The 16,919-nt window shown below is 34.3% G+C and carries 14 protein-coding genes; 7 read left to right on the forward strand and 7 right to left on the reverse strand.

Annotated features, from left to right (window positions below; genetic code table 11):
- The 4 genes from moaD to GQ593_RS03895 all read left to right on the forward strand — a co-directional run bounded on the left by moaD (nt 1) and on the right by GQ593_RS03895 (nt 3,470).
- Nucleotides 1-246, forward strand: a complete 246-nt coding sequence (moaD, locus tag GQ593_RS03880) for a molybdopterin synthase sulfur carrier subunit (RefSeq protein WP_160430719.1) — start codon at nt 1-3, stop codon at nt 244-246.
- A gap of 4 nt (nt 247-250) precedes the next feature.
- Nucleotides 251-694, forward strand: a complete 444-nt coding sequence (gene moaE / locus GQ593_RS03885) for a molybdopterin synthase catalytic subunit MoaE (RefSeq protein ID WP_160430721.1) — start codon at nt 251-253, stop codon at nt 692-694.
- Nucleotides 695-753: 59 nt separating this feature from the next.
- The gene (locus GQ593_RS03890; RefSeq protein ID WP_160430722.1) at nt 754-1,452 is read left to right on the forward strand and encodes a Bax inhibitor-1/YccA family protein; all 699 of its coding nucleotides are present in this window, start codon (nt 754-756) and stop codon (nt 1,450-1,452) included.
- Between the two features lie 173 nt (nt 1,453-1,625).
- Nucleotides 1,626-3,470 (forward strand): sulfatase-like hydrolase/transferase, encoded by a 1,845-nt coding sequence (locus tag GQ593_RS03895; protein ID WP_160430723.1) that lies wholly within the window; start codon nt 1,626-1,628, stop codon nt 3,468-3,470.
- 71 nt (nt 3,471-3,541) lie between these two features.
- Here GQ593_RS03895 and sppA read toward each other — a convergent pair whose 3' ends face one another.
- From sppA to pcnB, 6 genes are all read right to left on the reverse strand, one after another.
- A complete protein-coding gene (sppA, locus tag GQ593_RS03900) occupies nt 3,542-5,374 on the reverse strand; it encodes a signal peptide peptidase SppA (RefSeq protein WP_160430725.1) in 1,833 nt (610 codons plus the stop codon).
- A 14-nt stretch (nt 5,375-5,388) separates the two neighbouring features.
- A complete protein-coding gene (apaH, locus tag GQ593_RS03905; RefSeq protein ID WP_160430726.1) occupies nt 5,389-6,222 on the reverse strand; it encodes a bis(5'-nucleosyl)-tetraphosphatase (symmetrical) ApaH in 834 nt (277 codons plus the stop codon).
- A 4-nt stretch (nt 6,223-6,226) separates the two neighbouring features.
- Entirely contained in the window at nt 6,227-7,024 is a 798-nt protein-coding gene (gene rsmA / locus GQ593_RS03910; RefSeq protein ID WP_160430728.1) for a 16S rRNA (adenine(1518)-N(6)/adenine(1519)-N(6))-dimethyltransferase RsmA, read from the reverse strand.
- Entirely contained in the window at nt 7,017-8,330 is a 1,314-nt protein-coding gene (surA, locus tag GQ593_RS03915) for a peptidylprolyl isomerase SurA (RefSeq protein WP_160430730.1), read from the reverse strand. Before surA ends, rsmA begins: the two co-directional genes overlap by 8 nt.
- Before the next feature lie 82 nt (nt 8,331-8,412).
- Nucleotides 8,413-10,779 carry an LPS assembly protein LptD gene (lptD, locus tag GQ593_RS03920; protein WP_160430732.1) on the reverse strand — a complete coding sequence of 789 codons (2,367 nt, stop codon included), beginning with the start codon at nt 10,777-10,779 and terminating at the stop codon, nt 8,413-8,415.
- A 75-nt stretch (nt 10,780-10,854) separates the two neighbouring features.
- The gene (gene pcnB, locus GQ593_RS03925) at nt 10,855-12,189 is read right to left on the reverse strand and encodes a polynucleotide adenylyltransferase PcnB (protein WP_442903586.1); all 1,335 of its coding nucleotides are present in this window, start codon (nt 12,187-12,189) and stop codon (nt 10,855-10,857) included.
- A 436-nt stretch (nt 12,190-12,625) separates the two neighbouring features.
- On the opposite strand from pcnB, the gene oxyR reads away from it, so the two are divergent.
- The 3 genes from oxyR to GQ593_RS03940 all read left to right on the forward strand — a co-directional run bounded on the left by oxyR (nt 12,626) and on the right by GQ593_RS03940 (nt 15,462).
- Nucleotides 12,626-13,552, forward strand: coding sequence for a DNA-binding transcriptional regulator OxyR (oxyR, locus tag GQ593_RS03930; RefSeq protein WP_160430736.1), 927 nt, complete (start codon nt 12,626-12,628; stop codon nt 13,550-13,552).
- Nucleotides 13,553-13,591: 39 nt separating this feature from the next.
- A complete protein-coding gene (gene fabR, locus GQ593_RS03935; protein WP_160430738.1) occupies nt 13,592-14,236 on the forward strand; it encodes an HTH-type transcriptional repressor FabR in 645 nt (214 codons plus the stop codon).
- A gap of 182 nt (nt 14,237-14,418) precedes the next feature.
- On the forward strand, nt 14,419-15,462 hold the full coding sequence (locus tag GQ593_RS03940) for an alpha/beta hydrolase family protein (protein WP_160430740.1): 1,044 nt from the start codon (nt 14,419-14,421) through the stop codon (nt 15,460-15,462).
- Nucleotides 15,463-15,519: 57 nt separating this feature from the next.
- Here the strand turns inward: GQ593_RS03940 and pntB are convergent, their stop codons facing one another.
- The gene (pntB, locus tag GQ593_RS03945) at nt 15,520-16,908 is read right to left on the reverse strand and encodes a Re/Si-specific NAD(P)(+) transhydrogenase subunit beta (RefSeq protein ID WP_160430742.1); all 1,389 of its coding nucleotides are present in this window, start codon (nt 16,906-16,908) and stop codon (nt 15,520-15,522) included.
- Between the last annotated feature and the right edge of the window lie 11 nt (nt 16,909-16,919).

The following is a 16,919-nucleotide window of genomic DNA, read 5'->3' on the forward strand; positions in this document are numbered from 1 at the left end:
ATGAATAAAGTTATTTTTTTTGCTCAAATTAGAGAGTTAGTCGGGACAGATTGTATTATGTTAGATGCTAATCAACTTTCAGTGTCTCACCTTATTGATAAGTTAAGTGAACAAGGGGAAAAATGGTTATTAGCGTTTAAAGAAAATCATGTTTTATGCGCTGTGAATCAAATGTTGGTTGACTTTAATTATATTATTCAAGATAGTGATGAAATTGCATTCTTTCCTCCTGTAACAGGTGGATAACGTTATGGATCTTATCAAAGTTAGTAAAGAGCCTATCAATGTTAATAAGCTAAACGATTGGCTTTCACAATTACCGCAAGATGGTGCTATTGTCTCTTTTATGGGCAAAGTTCGTCATAATGAAACACAAACAATAAGCCTCTTTTTAGAACATTATGCTGGAATGACTGAAAAAGTATTGGCGAATATTATCGCTCAAGCTAGAGAGCGGTGGCAATTAAGCCGAATTGCAATAATCCACCGAGTGGGCGAAATTAATGCAAATGAACAGATTGTTTTTGTGGGAGTAAGTAGTGCACATCGCTCAGATGCGTTTGCAGCCACAGAGTTCATTATGGATATTTTAAAAAATGATGCTCCTTTTTGGAAGAAAGAGCGAACGCCTTATGGAGAAAGTTGGATTGATGCAAAAAAAACAGATATAGAAGCATTGAAAAAATGGTATTAGCGATTATTTAGGTTATAATAGTACAAAGTTATATCATTCTTTTTATTGAGAGGTAATCAATGAACAATTATTCGCCTAGCGGTTCAATTATTGAACAAACAGGTAGTCGTACTCAAACATATATGAGCCATGTTTACGGCTGGATGACAGTTGGATTATTATTAACGGCTTTGGTAGCTTGGTTTGCATCTAATAATCTTGAGCTTTTGAACATATTATATAAAGGTATGTGGGTGTTGCTTATTGCTGAACTTGGTTTAGTTTTTGTGATATCGGGCTTGATTAATCGCCTGTCTGGATCGGTTGCGACCACATTATTTATGCTTTATTCCGTTTTAAATGGTTGTACGTTCTCGATTTACTTTATAGTTTATACTTCATCTTCAATAGCAAGCGTATTTTTTATTACAGCAGGTATGTTTGCTGCTTTGGCTTTTTATGGCTATACAACTAAACGAGATCTATCTGGTTTTGGACGTTTCTTGTTTATGGGGTTAATTGGTATTGTTATTGCTTCAATAGTTAATATCTTTATGCGTAGCGAGCCATTAATGTGGGCAATTACTTATATTGGTGTATTTGTTTTTGCTGGATTAACTGCTTACGATACGCAAAAACTTAAAGCATTAGGTGATCAATTATCACAAGATGACCCTAATATGTTTAGACGGTTTGTTATTTTAGGTGCACTAACCCTTTACCTTGATTTCATTAACTTATTCATTATGTTATTAAGAATCTTTGCAGATCGTCGATAATTTTATTTAATTCAAATAAAAGGGCTCTAAGTTGAGCCCTTTTTGTTAAGATTCTATTAGTAATTTATTTCTTAGTGCTAGTTTGTTAAAAAATTCAGGAAAGTACTACGTTTAAGTATAAAATGCTGTAATATGCGTATAATGTAGAATAAATGTACTTAATAACAAATACTATGAAAAAATTATACCTCTTTGTCCTAATTAATATCCTTATTTCATCAATAATAGCAATTCGATTCTTCTTTGTTCCAGGTGCATCGTTTAATTTGGTTGGGGTGGTATTTTCAATATTTGCGGTATTGGGGCATTTTTTTTCCGCCTACCTATTGCTTTTAATTGTTTGCGCTCCTTTGCTTTGGTTTAAACCACTTATTCGTAATATTATTCTTGCTATATTATTCAGCTTTTTTCAAATAGGGTTATATGTTGATACTCTTGTTTTTCAGCAATATCGATTTCACATAAATCAGTCTGTTTTATCAATGGTTTTTTCTGGGCAAGTTGTTGATTTCTCTGTATTGACTTATTTTTTAATGTTTGTGCTTATTGCTGTTTCGTTTTGCGCTGAGTGTTTTATTCTTTACATAGTCAACAATAAATTGATTTTACCACACAAAAAATCGAGAATTGTTTTGCTATCAACAGTCTTTCTTTTTAGCTCATTTTTAATTGGTCATGTTGTGCACATGATTGCCTTTTATTATGCTTATTCGCCTATTATGGTAGTGAAGGAATATATTCCACTTTATCGACCATTTACGTCGAAAAAAATTATGAGTTTTTTTGATGAAAAAGGGCAACGAAAAGTTGTATATAGCAAGGATAATAGCAATGCTAGCGTTGATTATCCGAAAAATCCATTGGTGATTAACCCAGAAAATAATAAACTTAAAAATATTATGTTTATTGTATTAGATTCTTGGCGATATGATACGTTTAGTGAAGACATTTCTCCTAATACATTTCGTTTTGTTAAGCAAAATAATGGCGTGATTTTTAATAACCATCACTCAACAGGTAATGCCACGCGTACTGGTATTTTTGGGTTGTTTTATGGTATTCCTGGCACGTATTGGGATTCATTTTTACGAAATAGTGTTCCTTCACTATTTATCACAACGTTACAGAAAGAAAACTATAATATTGGTATTTTTACTTCAGCTAAAGTTACTGCTCCGGAATTTGATCGAACAGCATTTGTCACTATCAAAAATTTGAGAATCAGTAGTAACGATGGTTCGGCTTCTAGTCGAGATAAGCAAATCACTGATGATTGGCTCGCATGGTATAAACGCCGAGATACTTCTAGACCAACATTTTCTTTTTTATTTTATGATGCTCCTCATGCTTATGACTTTCCTGACAGTTTCCCCGTGAAATTTAAACCTATTGGTGATCTTAATTATATGACATTGAATAATGACACAGATCCTTTGCCAATTTTTAATCGTTATAAACAAAGCGTTTATTATGATGATTATTTATTACAAAATGTTTATGATGAACTTGCTAAATCAAATTCGTTAGATGATACAATTTTGATTATCACGGGTGATCATTCCCAAGAGATGAATGATAATAAACTCGGCTTTTGGGGGCATAATGGTAATTATACTGATGCGCAAACAAAAGTGCCTTTTATTATTATTGATGCAAGTGAATTAGAACATCTTAAAAATAATAGATCAAAAATGACCAGCCATGAAGATGTTATTCCTACCTTAATGAAACATTATTTATATGTGAAAAATGATATCAGTGATTACTCAACGGGATATGATTTATTTAATCCGATAACAAATCGTAATTGGCTTTTGATGTCAAATTATAGCTCGTATGCGGTTAGAACATCTGAAAATATTTATTTTGTAAATCGATTGGGGGTTAGTCATTATATGGATTTGCATAATCGTGAAACTGATGAAACACCGAATTATCAATATATTCAAGAAGCGATGAATCATATGCGTTATTTTTTTCAGCCAGGGAAAAATAATTTAAAAGATAAAAACAATTAAGTTATAAAATTGGTGAGAAAAACGGGGGAATCATTATCTACCACACGAGGTGGTGGATAATGATCTGGGTATTAACGTACATCGGCACAATTTAGGCAATAAATATAGCGATTTTGCGGATCGTTAAATTTATTCCATAAAGAAACATGTTGTTGAAGCTCTTTTGCTTCTGGAAGTTGTTCAAAAAATATCTCTGCAGTTGATTTAGGTAACATAGCTACCATATCTGAATAAAATGCATTAAACCAATTTGCTTGTGGTTTTTGCCAGTCAATTTCATAATCAGTTAAATTAGCTAATGTTGCAGCAGTTTCAATGGCATCATCAAAATCACCTAATTTATCAACAAGTCCAATTTTGCTGGCTTCTGAGCCTAACCAAACTTGACCTTGCCCAATTTTGTCAACTTGCTCGGTTGTCATATTTCGTGCTTTTGCTACTAAAGAAATAAATGTTTGATAGCCATTATCAATGTTCATTTGAATTAATTGATTCATTTCGAGTGGTAGATCTTTAGTCGCAGTATTACCTGCTAGTGGCGATGTGGTTACGCCATCGCTATAAACACCAATATGAGATAAAGATTTTTCAAATGTTGGAATAATACCAAAGATACCGATAGAGCCAGTAATTGTATTTGGGCTTGCAACTATGTAATCAGATGCGGTTGATATCCAATATCCACCCGATGCAGCCATTCCTCCCATAGAGATAACAATGGGAATTTGATAATCACGTAAGGCTTCTAGTTCACTACGAATAGCTTCTGATGCATCTACACTCCCCCCAGGGCTATTTACTCGTAAAACTATTGCTTGTATGTTATGTTTATTTAAGTTTTCACGGATCTTTCTTAGCTGTTCAACAATGTCTTGGCTACCTGCGATATTACTACTATTTTCACCATCGGTTATAGTGCCATTGACAAATACAACGGCAATCAGTGGTTTGTTGTTCTCGTTATCACTATCTAAATTTTTATCTTTTGATTTAAGTTGATAATCATAAATGCTGATTTGATGCTGATGAGTAAGTTCAGATTCAAATTGGTAATTAGATGCAATGACATCGACTAACCCATTGGATATAGCATATTGAGCCATATTGCCATTAGTTGCTTTTAAATTTGCCAGCATAGTATCTGGCGTCGGAACTAATTGTGTATCGGCTTTTTTTCGTTGTGATGAAATATCATTAAGGTAGTTGTTCCACATAAGTGTTAACCAACGTGTTGTATTGCTTTTTGCTTCTTCAGACATATCATCCCGAATAAATGGTTCAATGGCTGATTTATAGGTTCCCACTCTAAAAACGTGTGTATTAATTTTTAAATTATCAAGTAAGGTTTTATAGTATAGGTTGTTTGCTGCTAATCCATATACATTAACGGCACCAAGTGGTGTTAAATAGATTTTATTAGCATAGCTAGCTAAATAATATTGGCTTTGATTGAAATTTGAACCATATGCATAAATTGGTTTATTTGCCTCACTAAATTTGGTTAAATATTTGCCAATATATTGTAGCGAGCTCATATCTGCACCAACGAAATGATCTAATTTAAGGACTATGCTTGTAATTTTTGGATCTGTCGTTGCTTGAGCTATTTTCTGAGTTAATTCAAACAAACTATTTTCGCGTGAGGTATTTACTTTTTTACCATAAATTTTATTCTGTAAAGCATAGATTTCATCGCTGTACAAAGTGGTGTCAACAATAACGCCTTCAATATCTAAAACCAATGAACCATATTGTGGCACAATTTCTTGTTTTTTTGCTTCTTTGATGAGTGCGATAGTACTAAAGATTAAAATAATAATAATTAAAAATATTAGATTAAGAAATATTTCTCTAATAAAGTTAATTATTTTCCATATTGATTTAATGACAGATAAAGCAGACATAATAAGTGACCCTTTCATAGTAGTTTATCTAATTTTTTTGCTTCGATATTTTTCTTTTTAAAGTATTTTTTGTCTTCAAAACGTAAGCATGTTAGTTTTCCTCCCCAACAACATCCTGTATCAAGTGCATAAATGTGTTCTGGCGTACCCTTTCCGTTTAATGCAGCCCAATGTCCAAACGCGATGCTATATTCATTTGGAATTTTACTGGGTAACAAAAACCAAGGTTTAAGTTTTGAGGGTGCTTGCTCAAGTGATTGTTTATAATAAAAATCAAGTCGGCCATCCTCGTAGCAAAAACGCATACGAGTTAACGCATTAGCGATATAACGCAGTCGATCTAAACCTTGTAATTCAGATGACCATTCATCAGGAAAATTACCATACATTTTATCAAGGAATAGGAGATAAGAATCGCTCGATAAGATAGCATTCAGATCGTGAGCACATTTTTTTAGCGTTTCCAGATCCCATTGTGGGGAAATGCCAGCATGAGTCATAATCAGCTTTAAAGATTCGTCGATTTGAACCAAAGGTTGTTTACGGAGCCAATTCATCAATTCATCAAAATCTGTTGCATGAATGACATCTTCAAGATTATCCTTTTTTTTTGCTGGCGTAATATTGGCATGGATAGATAATAAATGTAGATCATGATTACCTAATACCAGTCGAATTTGGTTGGCATTATGTTTAACAAATCTTAGGACTTCTAATGATTTTGGGCCTCTAGCAACGAGATCACCTGTTAGCCATAAGGTGTCCGATGATGAGAATTTTGCTTTTTCAAGCACTCGCATAAACTCATCATAACAACCATGAATATCGCCAATAAGTAAGTTTGCCATACTGTTAATTCCATGAGTTTGCAAGTTGACAGTATTGTTGAACTGTTAAGTTTTCAGCACGTAAACTTGGATCAATATTTAATTTAGTTAATTGTTCAACAGTAAACATATTACTTAAACTGTTACGAATAGTTTTACGTCGTTGATTAAATGCCTCTGTAGTCACCCGAGAAAGTATTTTGATATCATTAACAAAATAAGGTTTTTCCTTATAAGGTATCAATCTAACGACTGCTGAATCGACTTTTGGGGCAGGTTTAAATGATGTAGGAGGGACTTCAAGAACAGGAATGATCTGACAATAATACTGAGCCATGACACTCAATCTACCGTAATCTTTACTGTTCGGGGCTGCAACTAAGCGAGTGACTACCTCTTTTTGTAGCATAAAATGCATATCAGTGATGATATTTGCATATTGAAATAAATGGAACATCAGCGGGGTTGAGATATTATATGGTAAGTTACCAAACACTCTTAATGGTTTACCAAATTGATCTGCTAGCTGATTAAAGTTAAAGGTTAGAGCATCTTGTTCAATAACAGTGATTTTATCGTTTAAAAATGGATTCTCAATTAATCTACTGGCTAAATCTCTGTCAATTTCTATAACGGTTAAATGATCAACATGTTTGCTTACAGGTACTGTTAATGCTGCAAGTCCTGGACCAATTTCCACTAGCGCTTGATCTGCTTTCGGTTGTATAGCGGCAACAATATTTTCGATAATATAATCATCATGTAAAAAGTTTTGCCCGAATCTCTTACGAGCGAAATGACCTTGGTGAACGCGACTATTCATGGTTATCTTCACCTGTGATTTTAATATAAGCGTCACCTTTTACTTCTTGAATCCATACCTGAGCTTCTTCAGAGAATTTACGATTAAAAATAAGTCGATAAGCTTGATCTTTTTTCATTGCATTTGTTCCATCAGCTTGTCTTGTATCAATTAATTGAATTAAATGCCAACCATAAGATGACTTTATTGGTTGACTAATTTCTCCTTTTTTTAGCTGAGTTAGAGCAGCCTTAAAGCCATTATCATAAATTTCTGGGCGATTCCAACCTAAGTTGCCTCCTTTACTCGCTGAACCTGTATCCTCAGAATTCGCTTTAGCCGCAGCCTCAAAGGTTGTTGCACCACTGGTAATTGATTTTCGAATATCGGTTAGTTTTTGTTTTGCAATTTGGTCAGTAACTAATACATTGGTTTTAATCAATATATGGCGAGCATTAACTTCTTGAATTGTAATTTTTTTTGGTGCTTCAGAACGTGTATCATCAACTTTTAGAATATGTAAACCAACCCCTGAACGGATAGGACCAATAATACTACCTTTTGGTGCGCGCACTAAACGTTCTTCAAAGATAGTGGGTAATTCATTAAGTTTACGCCAACCCATACTGCCACCTTTTAAAGCAAGATCATCATTTGAATATGAAGTGGCTAATTTGGCAAAATTTTCACCTTTTTGAGCTCGATTAATAATATCTTGTGCTTTATTTGTAGCGTTATCTATTTGTTGTTTAGATGCTTTTTCGGGAACGGAAATCAAAATATGACTGATTTTTACATCAATATTGTTGGTTGACTGGCGAGCAATATTTTTTGCTAAGTTTTCCACTTCTTTTTCTGAAACTTTGACTCTAGGTCTTACTTCATGCATTCGCGTTTCTTCTATTAACATGTCATTGTGGATCCTTTCACGATAGGCGGCATAGCTGATTCCCATTGTAGAAAGTCTGCTTCGTAGTTGATCGATGGTCATGCCATTTTCAGCTGCGATTCTATCAATAGCGCCGGTTACTTCGTCATCACTAACAGTGATTTTAGCTTTAGCCGCTTTTTGTAAAATTAGATTTTCGATAATTAAACGCTCAATAATTTGTTGTCTAAGTACTTTATCATTAGGCAGATTTTTAGGATCGATACTCGCTTTAATCGTTTTTAACATATCGTTAACATCACTTTCTAAAATGACATTATTATTAACAATTGCTGCAACTTTTTCTATCACTTTAGGTGCGGCATTGGCTGATAATGGAGTTAAAATACCTAAACTTACGCTTAGGTTTAAAACGATAAATAGTTTTAATAATTTCATATTCACTCAACTCATTTTGTTGTTGCAGCATGATTGACATGTTTGCGATAAATTTATTGGTAATTTATTTTGAAAAAATATCTTATTCAAATGTTGTTGTATAAGGTAGTTTTCCGAAATTTAGCATTTTAGCTTTGGTATCTCGGTTGTTACTTAATCCTTGTAATTCGAAGTTAATAGACAGCTTATTTTCATACTTACTTTTGCGCGAAGTATTGTCCCAATCTGTGAGTTTTCTACCATATTGCACTGTTGTGCCCCAACAACAGTCACTATAATGTAATCCAACAGAACTGTCTGCTGATTGTCCTAATTTAACATCATAATAATATGAACCAACAGCGCTGACTGTTTGTGATAGTGGCCAAGCTGTCATCATTCCTGCTTGGGAAATATCTTGTCTATAACCTCTATAAAAAGAATTTTTATCTACAGTATCAATATAGTTACGGTTTGCATAGCGATAAGATAATTGCATCAACTTATCGCCCGATGGTCGATACTCAAATGTTGTATTGGCTAATGAAATGGTATCAATTCGAGTATCATACTGAACGCCACTTCTAAAAATTATATCATCACTTATGCGCCAAAAATTATCTGTTGCCCAAGTAATACTGCCGGTATCAGACTTTTCGTCTAAATCATTATTGTGTTCACTCGTTTTTGATTTTGTAAAATAAGTGATTTGTCCAATTGATAGGTTAAATTTTTCAACTTTATTATTATCATAAAACCGAGTTGTTACTCCCGTTGATATTTTATTAGTTGAAGCAATTCTATCTAGGCCACTATAAGGCTGATCTCTAAACAAGCCAATATAATCCGATTGTAATATAGTGGAATCATAGGCGCCAATATTGGATTGTTTTCGATATGGAATATAGATGTATTTTACTCGTGGTTCTAAGGTTTGTGTATAGCCATCAATAATAGGCATATCTCGCTCAAAGATGACTTTACCATCAATACTAAATTTGGGTAAAAAACGATTTACGTTTTTATCTAAATCTTTATATTGATCAATATCTTTTCTAATATTGTCTTGATTATAATGAGTTGCCATAAAACCCATTTCAGTGGCTAATGATGACCAAGAATTGGTTAAGGTATAATTAAGTGTAGGTTCAAAATGTGCTCGCCATGCTTTAGGTTTATTTTGCCCAGATGTTAAAAAGTGAGCCACTTGAGAAAATGCTCTAAATTTGAAAGGACCCAAATCATTATTATAATAACTCATATCCAGCTGTGGTTCGGTTTGGTAAAGTGAATTTTTTAATTCTGAGTGAAATGGCTGAAAGTGTTTATAGCCTAACGTGATATCCCAATACTCGTCATTATAAGCAATTTTATAAAACTGCGTTAAATATCCAGCAGTTTGGGAAGCATATTTCGAGTTTAGATTGGTGAGATATTGATTGTCGCTGACGCGAGTTGTATCAGCATAAAACCGCCAATTATAGTTTATTAATTCTTCATTTTTCCAATGAAATAACCACCGGTGGCGATTGTCATCATAATTATTGCCATTTAAATGAGTGGTTCTGTCTTTATCATATTTACTATCATGTTGTAGCCAGTCAAATGCAAGTGTGCCCAAGCCCATTTCATTTAAATAGCGAAATTCTGTTTGTAGTTGTACACCTCGTTCTTGCAAGAATCTTGGCGTAAAGGTAGCATCATAATTTGGGGCAATATTCCAATAAATTGGTAATGAAAAATCAATTCCATCAATATTGTCATAGCCTAAAATAGGCATTAACAAGCCTGAGCGACGTTTATCTCCGGTTGGTAATTGTAAATAAGGCGAGTATAGAACGGGTACTTTGCCAACACTAAATACGGCATTCCAAACTTCTAGTAACTGCTCTTCATTGTCATGAATAACTGTTGTTCCCTTTATATTCCATGTGCTGTCATTAACAGGACAAGATGTAAAACTGCCATTTTTCAAAATAACATAGCGGTTTTTTGCAAGTTTCATTTGATCAGCATTACCACGACCAAGCCTATTGACAAGTTGATAGTTACTTGGCGTCATATTTGCATCATTATTATTTAGATTCATTGATGCATTATTGCCTTTCATTTTTACTAAATTATCTTGATAAGTAATATCACCTTCTAATGTCACAGTTCGATTATTCTCATCATGGGTGTCAATTGTTACTTTATCTGCTTGAACTGTGCGGTTACCTTGTTCTATTAATACTTCACCTTTATAGATAGCAATGCTTGGGTAGATTGCTTCAAATTGGTTAGCCTCTGCATTCACAGGTAAGGTATCGATATCTCCATTGACTAAAGGGCGATCAAACCTAGGAACGTCTATAAGACATTGGGGATTATTGCTAACAGTTGCCTTAGGTAAATCTATAGCATAACTAGAGCTGTTATACAAAGAAAAGGTGATGGCTATTGCAATAAGAGAAGGCGCTAATTTTTTCATCAATGATTAAAAAGTTATTATGATTATTTTAATTACAACATTATAGCGGTTATTTATAAAAGTGCGAATTAAAAATTAACGTTTCATTTTGCGTTTATTGATTTTATTAAGTTGTTTTACCATCACTATTCTTTTTTCGGCAGAAGTATATTGAAACTCATCCCACCATTTAGCTAGCTCCAATAGTTCTCCTTTTTCGATGGAGGCTCGCATTTCTAAAAGGTCATAAGCAGCTCGAAACTTAGGGTGCTCTAAAATAACAAATGCACGTTTGCCATCCCGTTTTTTCATCCGTAGTTGTAAACGCCAAATATCCCCCATGATGGCGGTTAAGCGTCTAGGTATAGCAATATTTTTACATTGTTCACTTAGCACTTCGTTAATTGCCATCGAAAACGAATCATGGAATGGTAAGCCACTTTCGACACACGTTGCTTGTGTTTGTTCCATAATTGGATACCAGAAAAACGCAGCAAATAAAAATGCAGGATTAACTCGTTTGTTGTTTGCAATACGATAATCCGTATTTTTTAGGACTTGCTCAATGATCTTTTCTAAATAACCGTTTTGATTGTTGGCAAACAAGCGTTCAATAATAGGAAACAGTTGTTCGAAAAGGCTATATTCTCTTAGTAATTTATAAGTTTTATAGCCATTTCCAGTTTGTAATAGTTTAAGTGACTCATCAAAAAGTCGAGCAGAGGGGATATTTTTCAATAATGGCGCAAGATCTCGAATTGGCTCAGCAGTAGTTGGCTCAATTTTCATATTCAATTTTGCAGCAAAACGAACAGTCCTTAGCATTCTAACCGGATCTTCTCGATAACGTGTTTGCGGATCGCCAATTAATCGGATAATGCCTTTTTGTAAATCTTTCAAGCCGCAACAGTAATCGCGTAAGGTGAAATCATTTGCACTGTAATAAAGCGCATTCATGGTGAAATCGCGACGAATTGCATCTTGCTCAATGGTTCCATAGACATTATCGCGTAATAGCATACCTGATTGCGAACGTTTAGAAATATTGTTTTTTCCTTCCTGAGAACCGTGATCGCCACGGAAAGTGGCCACTTCAATAATTTCTTTACCAAACATAATATGAGCAAGACGAAACCGTCTTCCGACTAGGCGACAGTTACGGAAAATTTTCTGAACTTGTTCTGGGGTTGCATTGGTTGTGATATCAAAGTCCTTTGGTGTTTTACCTAAAATGAGATCTCTGATACATCCGCCAACTAAATAAGCTTCGTACCCTTGTTTATTTAATCGATGAAGGACTTTTAATGCGTTTTCACTAATTTCTTTACGGGATATATTGTGTTCATTGCGTGGAATGGACACATAGCCAACTTTTTGTTGTTCTTCATGACGAAAAAACTTTTGATAAAAACGTGAAACTTGTTTAAAAATAGTGCACCTCAAAAAGTGTTTTTGGCTTAATAACAATCATAGCGCGCGATTATATCGTAATTGCTAATAAGTTTCCATGTTTCTTAGAATCGGTTTTTTCACTCTGTAAAATTATATTTTCTAAGATGACTTAAATATTATATTTGATTTTTTAAACATAATTATCAACAATAGTAATTAGTATTGTAATATTAGTAGTATTTAATTAAAAATGACAAATTTTGTTTTGCTCTGGTTAGAATGTTTTAACTAACTGATTAAGATAAAATAAAACTATACTCAAAACTTCTTTTTACTTATTTGTTTCACTGAATATTATTTATAAAGCATTATAGTTTAAAAAATTATGAAGAGCTTTTTAATGTTATTTGTTATAACCTTACATATGGAAGTTGTTTGAGTATATACCATTAACTAATAACTTATTGGGGACATTATGAATATTCGTGATTTGGAATATTTTGTTTCGTTAGCTGAATTTCGCCATTTTCGTAAAGCAGCAGATGCTTGCAATGTGAGTCAACCAACTCTTAGTGGTCAAATTAGAAAATTAGAAGATGAATTAGGCGTAATGTTATTAGAACGTACTAGTCGCAAAGTGTTATTTACACAAACGGGTATGATGCTAGTTGAACAGGCCAAAGAGATTTTGCGTAATATCCAAATTTTAAAAGAAATGGCTAGCCGTCAAGGTGAAGAAATGTCTGGACCAATGCATATAGGATTGATTCCTACCATAGCGCCTTATCTTTTACCACATGTCATTACTGTTTTACATGAATCTTTTCCTCAATTAGAGCTTTATTTACACGAAGCACAAACTGCAAGCATAGTTGCTCAGCTCGAAAGCGGTAAACTTGATTGTGCCATTGTTGCGCAAGTCAAGGAGACTGCACAATTTATTGAACTGCCATTATTTGATGAACCTATGTTTTTAGCGGTTCATGCAAATAACGAGTTAGCTAGCAAAAAGACCGTTAAATTATCTGGTTTAAAAGGACAAAAATTCTTAATGTTAGAAGATGGACATTGTTTGCGTGAACATGCAATGGGGTATTGTTTCCAAGTTGGCATTGATGAAGATAAACAGTTCAAAGCAACCAGCCTTGAAACACTGCGGAGTATGATTTCAGCAGGTCGTGGTATCACTTTATTTCCAGAGCTCGCTGCACCTAACGAGCGAATTCGTGATAATATTTGCTATATTCCGTGTACAGATCCAGTACCATCACGTAGGATTACCTTGATTTATCGCCCTGGTTCGCCATTACGTGCTCGCTATGAGACCATAGCTAAAATTATTCGCGAACATATGCCAAAAGTCCTTGCTGAAAAAGAGCAATTATTAAAAGCCGCTAATTAATGGTAGGTTAGGTATAAAATATTAAAATTGAGCTATCAAATGAAAAATATCAAGATCGGCGGTGTTCGAGCTCAGCAGAAAGAAAGAACTCGCCGTACTTTAATTGAAACAGCATTTAATCAACTCAATGCAGAGCAAGGTTTTGCTAGTTTAAGCCTACGAGAAGTAGCACGTGAAGCGGGGATTGCGGCTACTTCATTTTATCGCCATTTTCGTGATATGGATGAGTTGGGTTTAGCCATGGTTGATGAAAGTGGTTTAACTCTTCGCCAATTATTGCGGCAAGCGCGTAAGCGTATTGAAAAAGGTGGTAGTGTATTACGGACATCCGTCACTACATTTATTGAATTCATTGATAAAAACCCAAAAGTCTTTTTATTACTTCTTCGCGAAAAAGCGGGGACGTCAGCTGCTTTTCGTTCTGCTATTGCTCGAGAAATTCAACACTTTATTGTCGAGCTTGTTGATTATCTTGATGATGCCAACCAAATGCCTCATCATTATAACGAAGCTCAAGCAGAAGCGATGGTCACTATTGCATTTAATGCGGGAGCAGAGGCAATTGATTTTGACACCGTGCAGCGTGAAAAACTAATTGAAGATCTTATTTTTCAACTACGGATGGTATCTCGTGGAGCTTATTATTTATACCATAAAGAACAAATTAAAAAAGATAGTCATTAATCGTTATACCACCCCAAATCCAATCTCAAAATTCTAGTTTGGTCGTAATATTAAAGTTTCATGCTGTTAGGTAATTGATTATTTTAAATAAAAATATCTACTAATTACTGATTTTTACTATTACTATTTATTGTGTTTTTGTTATTCATACTATAGCATTAAAAAAAGAGAAACATTGTTAAATGGAAATTAATTTAATGACTAAACTATACTTTTTGCTTTATTCGCTTATTTTGTCCTTTCCCTTTTTCAACTATGCTTATTCAAATGTGGGATTTAAGGAAATCTATTATAACAAAGAAGACAGTAGACCTTTAAATATTGCAATATGGTATCCGACAGATGCTCAACAAAGAGCAGTAGCTATTGGCGATAATGCCGTTTTTTACGGTTCTAAAGTCATTCCTAATGCAGCATCTATTTCAAATTATCGTAAACATCCTTTGATTGTTATTTCGCATGGTTATGGAGGAAGTTGGCAAAGTTTAAATTGGCTTGCTTATGAACTGGCAGATAGGGGATATATTGTTGCTGCACCAAATCATCCGGGAACTACTTATTTTAATAAAGATATTACTCAATCTACTAAATTGTGGTTACGTCCTCAAGATCTAAGTAAAACTATTGATGCGTTACAAATAGATGAGATTTTGGCAAACTATATTGATATGAATAAAATTTCATCTATTGGACATTCCCTTGGCGGTTGGACAGTAGCTGCACTTGCCGGAGCAAGGTTTGATACAAACCTTTTTAAACAAGATTGCACTATACATTCACATTTAAAAGCTTGCCAGTTAGTAAATGAACTTGGACTAGATAACCCACAATTAAATAAAAACATGTCAGATCCGAGAATAAAGTCATTTATTTCTTTAGATGCTGGATTAGTTAGAGGATTTACTGCAGATAGTTTGAAAAATATTACTGTTCCTTCTTTAATCATTGGTGCTGGTATTGATGTTGGTGATACGAATGTAGAGCTAGAATCTGGTTATTTACAACAGTTTCTTTCAAAATCATTATCAACTTATATTGTTATCCCTGATGCAATGCATTTTAGTTTCATGCAAATTTGTAAATCAGGCGCTATAGATATTTTAGAGCAAGATGCTAAAGGAGAAGCAATTATTTGTAAAGATGGTGGGAATCGCACAAGGACAGAGATACATCGTGAAATAACGGATCAAATAATCGATTTTTTAGCTAAAGCGAATTTAAATTAAGTGCCTATTTTAGAAATATACTGCGGCGGAAGCCGCAGTATATTAATGAATTAATCATTAAAGGTTTTGTAGTACTTTTTCAACACTGTCTTTAGCATCACCAAATAACATATAGCTATTTTCTTTAAAGAATAGTGGATTTTGTACACCTGCATAACCAGTATTCATTGATCGTTTAGAAATAACAACCGTTTTTGCTTTCCAAACTTCAAGAACAGGCATGCCAGCTATTGGGCTATTTGGATCTTCTTCAGCAGCTGGATTAACAGTATCGTTAGCTCCAATTACCCAAACCACATCAGTATCTGGGAAGTCATCATTGATTTCGTCCATTTCAAGAACGATATCATATGGCACTTTCGCTTCAGCTAATAATACATTCATATGTCCAGGTAAACGTCCGGCAACAGGGTGAATACCAAATCTCACTTCAATATCCATTGCACGTAGTTTTTCTGTAATATTACTTACTGCACCTTGTGCTTGTGCAACAGCCATACCATAGCCAGGAACGATGATAACTGAACGTGCTTCTTTTAATGTTTGCGCAACTTCGGCTGGTTGCATTTCACGGTATTCACCTTGTTCTTCATCAGATGAACTAGCTGCGCTACCATCACTACCAAATCCACCCGCAATAACACTAATAAATGAGCGGTTCATCGCTTTACACATAATGTAAGACAGAATTGCACCTGATGAACCAACTAATGCACCAGTTACAATTAGAAGATCATTACCTAACATAAAGCCTGCCGCTGCTGCTGCCCAACCAGAATAAGAGTTAAGCATTGAAATAACAACAGGCATGTCAGCACCGCCAATTGAGGCAACAAGATGGAAACCAAATACAAAAGCAATAATTGTCATGATTAATAAGCTAATTGTAGCAGCTATTCCACTTTCGCATTTAACGAAGACAAACATTAAAATGATAGAAACAACAATTGCAGCTAGATTCCAATAATGCTTATTTGGTATGGATAATGGTTTTGAGCTAATGCGTCCATTTAATTTACCAAATGCGACAATAGAGCCTGAGAAAGTTACTGCGCCGATGAAAATGCCAACAAAAATTTCTACTAAATGTACAGTTAACTCACCATTAGCGCCTTGAAAGTTATGTGCTAAGAAACTGTTGAAGCCAACAAGAACTGCTGCCATACCAACAAAGCTATGAAGTAGTGCAACAAGTTCTGGCATTTGTGTCATCTCAACTTTTTTAGCCAGATATAGACCAATTGCAGCCCCAATAACCATTGCAATGATGATCCAGTGTAATCCACCTTTGATACTCGCAACTGCCGCGATAAGTGCAATTGCCATTCCAATCATACCGTAGATATTTCCTGATTTGGCAGATTCTTGGTTAGAAAGACCTCGTAAGCTAAAGATAAAAAGTAATGCAGCAATAACATAGGCTGCTTGAATGATTCCATTACTCATAATGTATGCTC

Origin of the sequence: Gilliamella sp. Pas-s25, assembly GCF_009795885.1 — a bacterium.
Taxonomy (GTDB): domain Bacteria; phylum Pseudomonadota; class Gammaproteobacteria; order Enterobacterales; family Orbaceae; genus Gilliamella.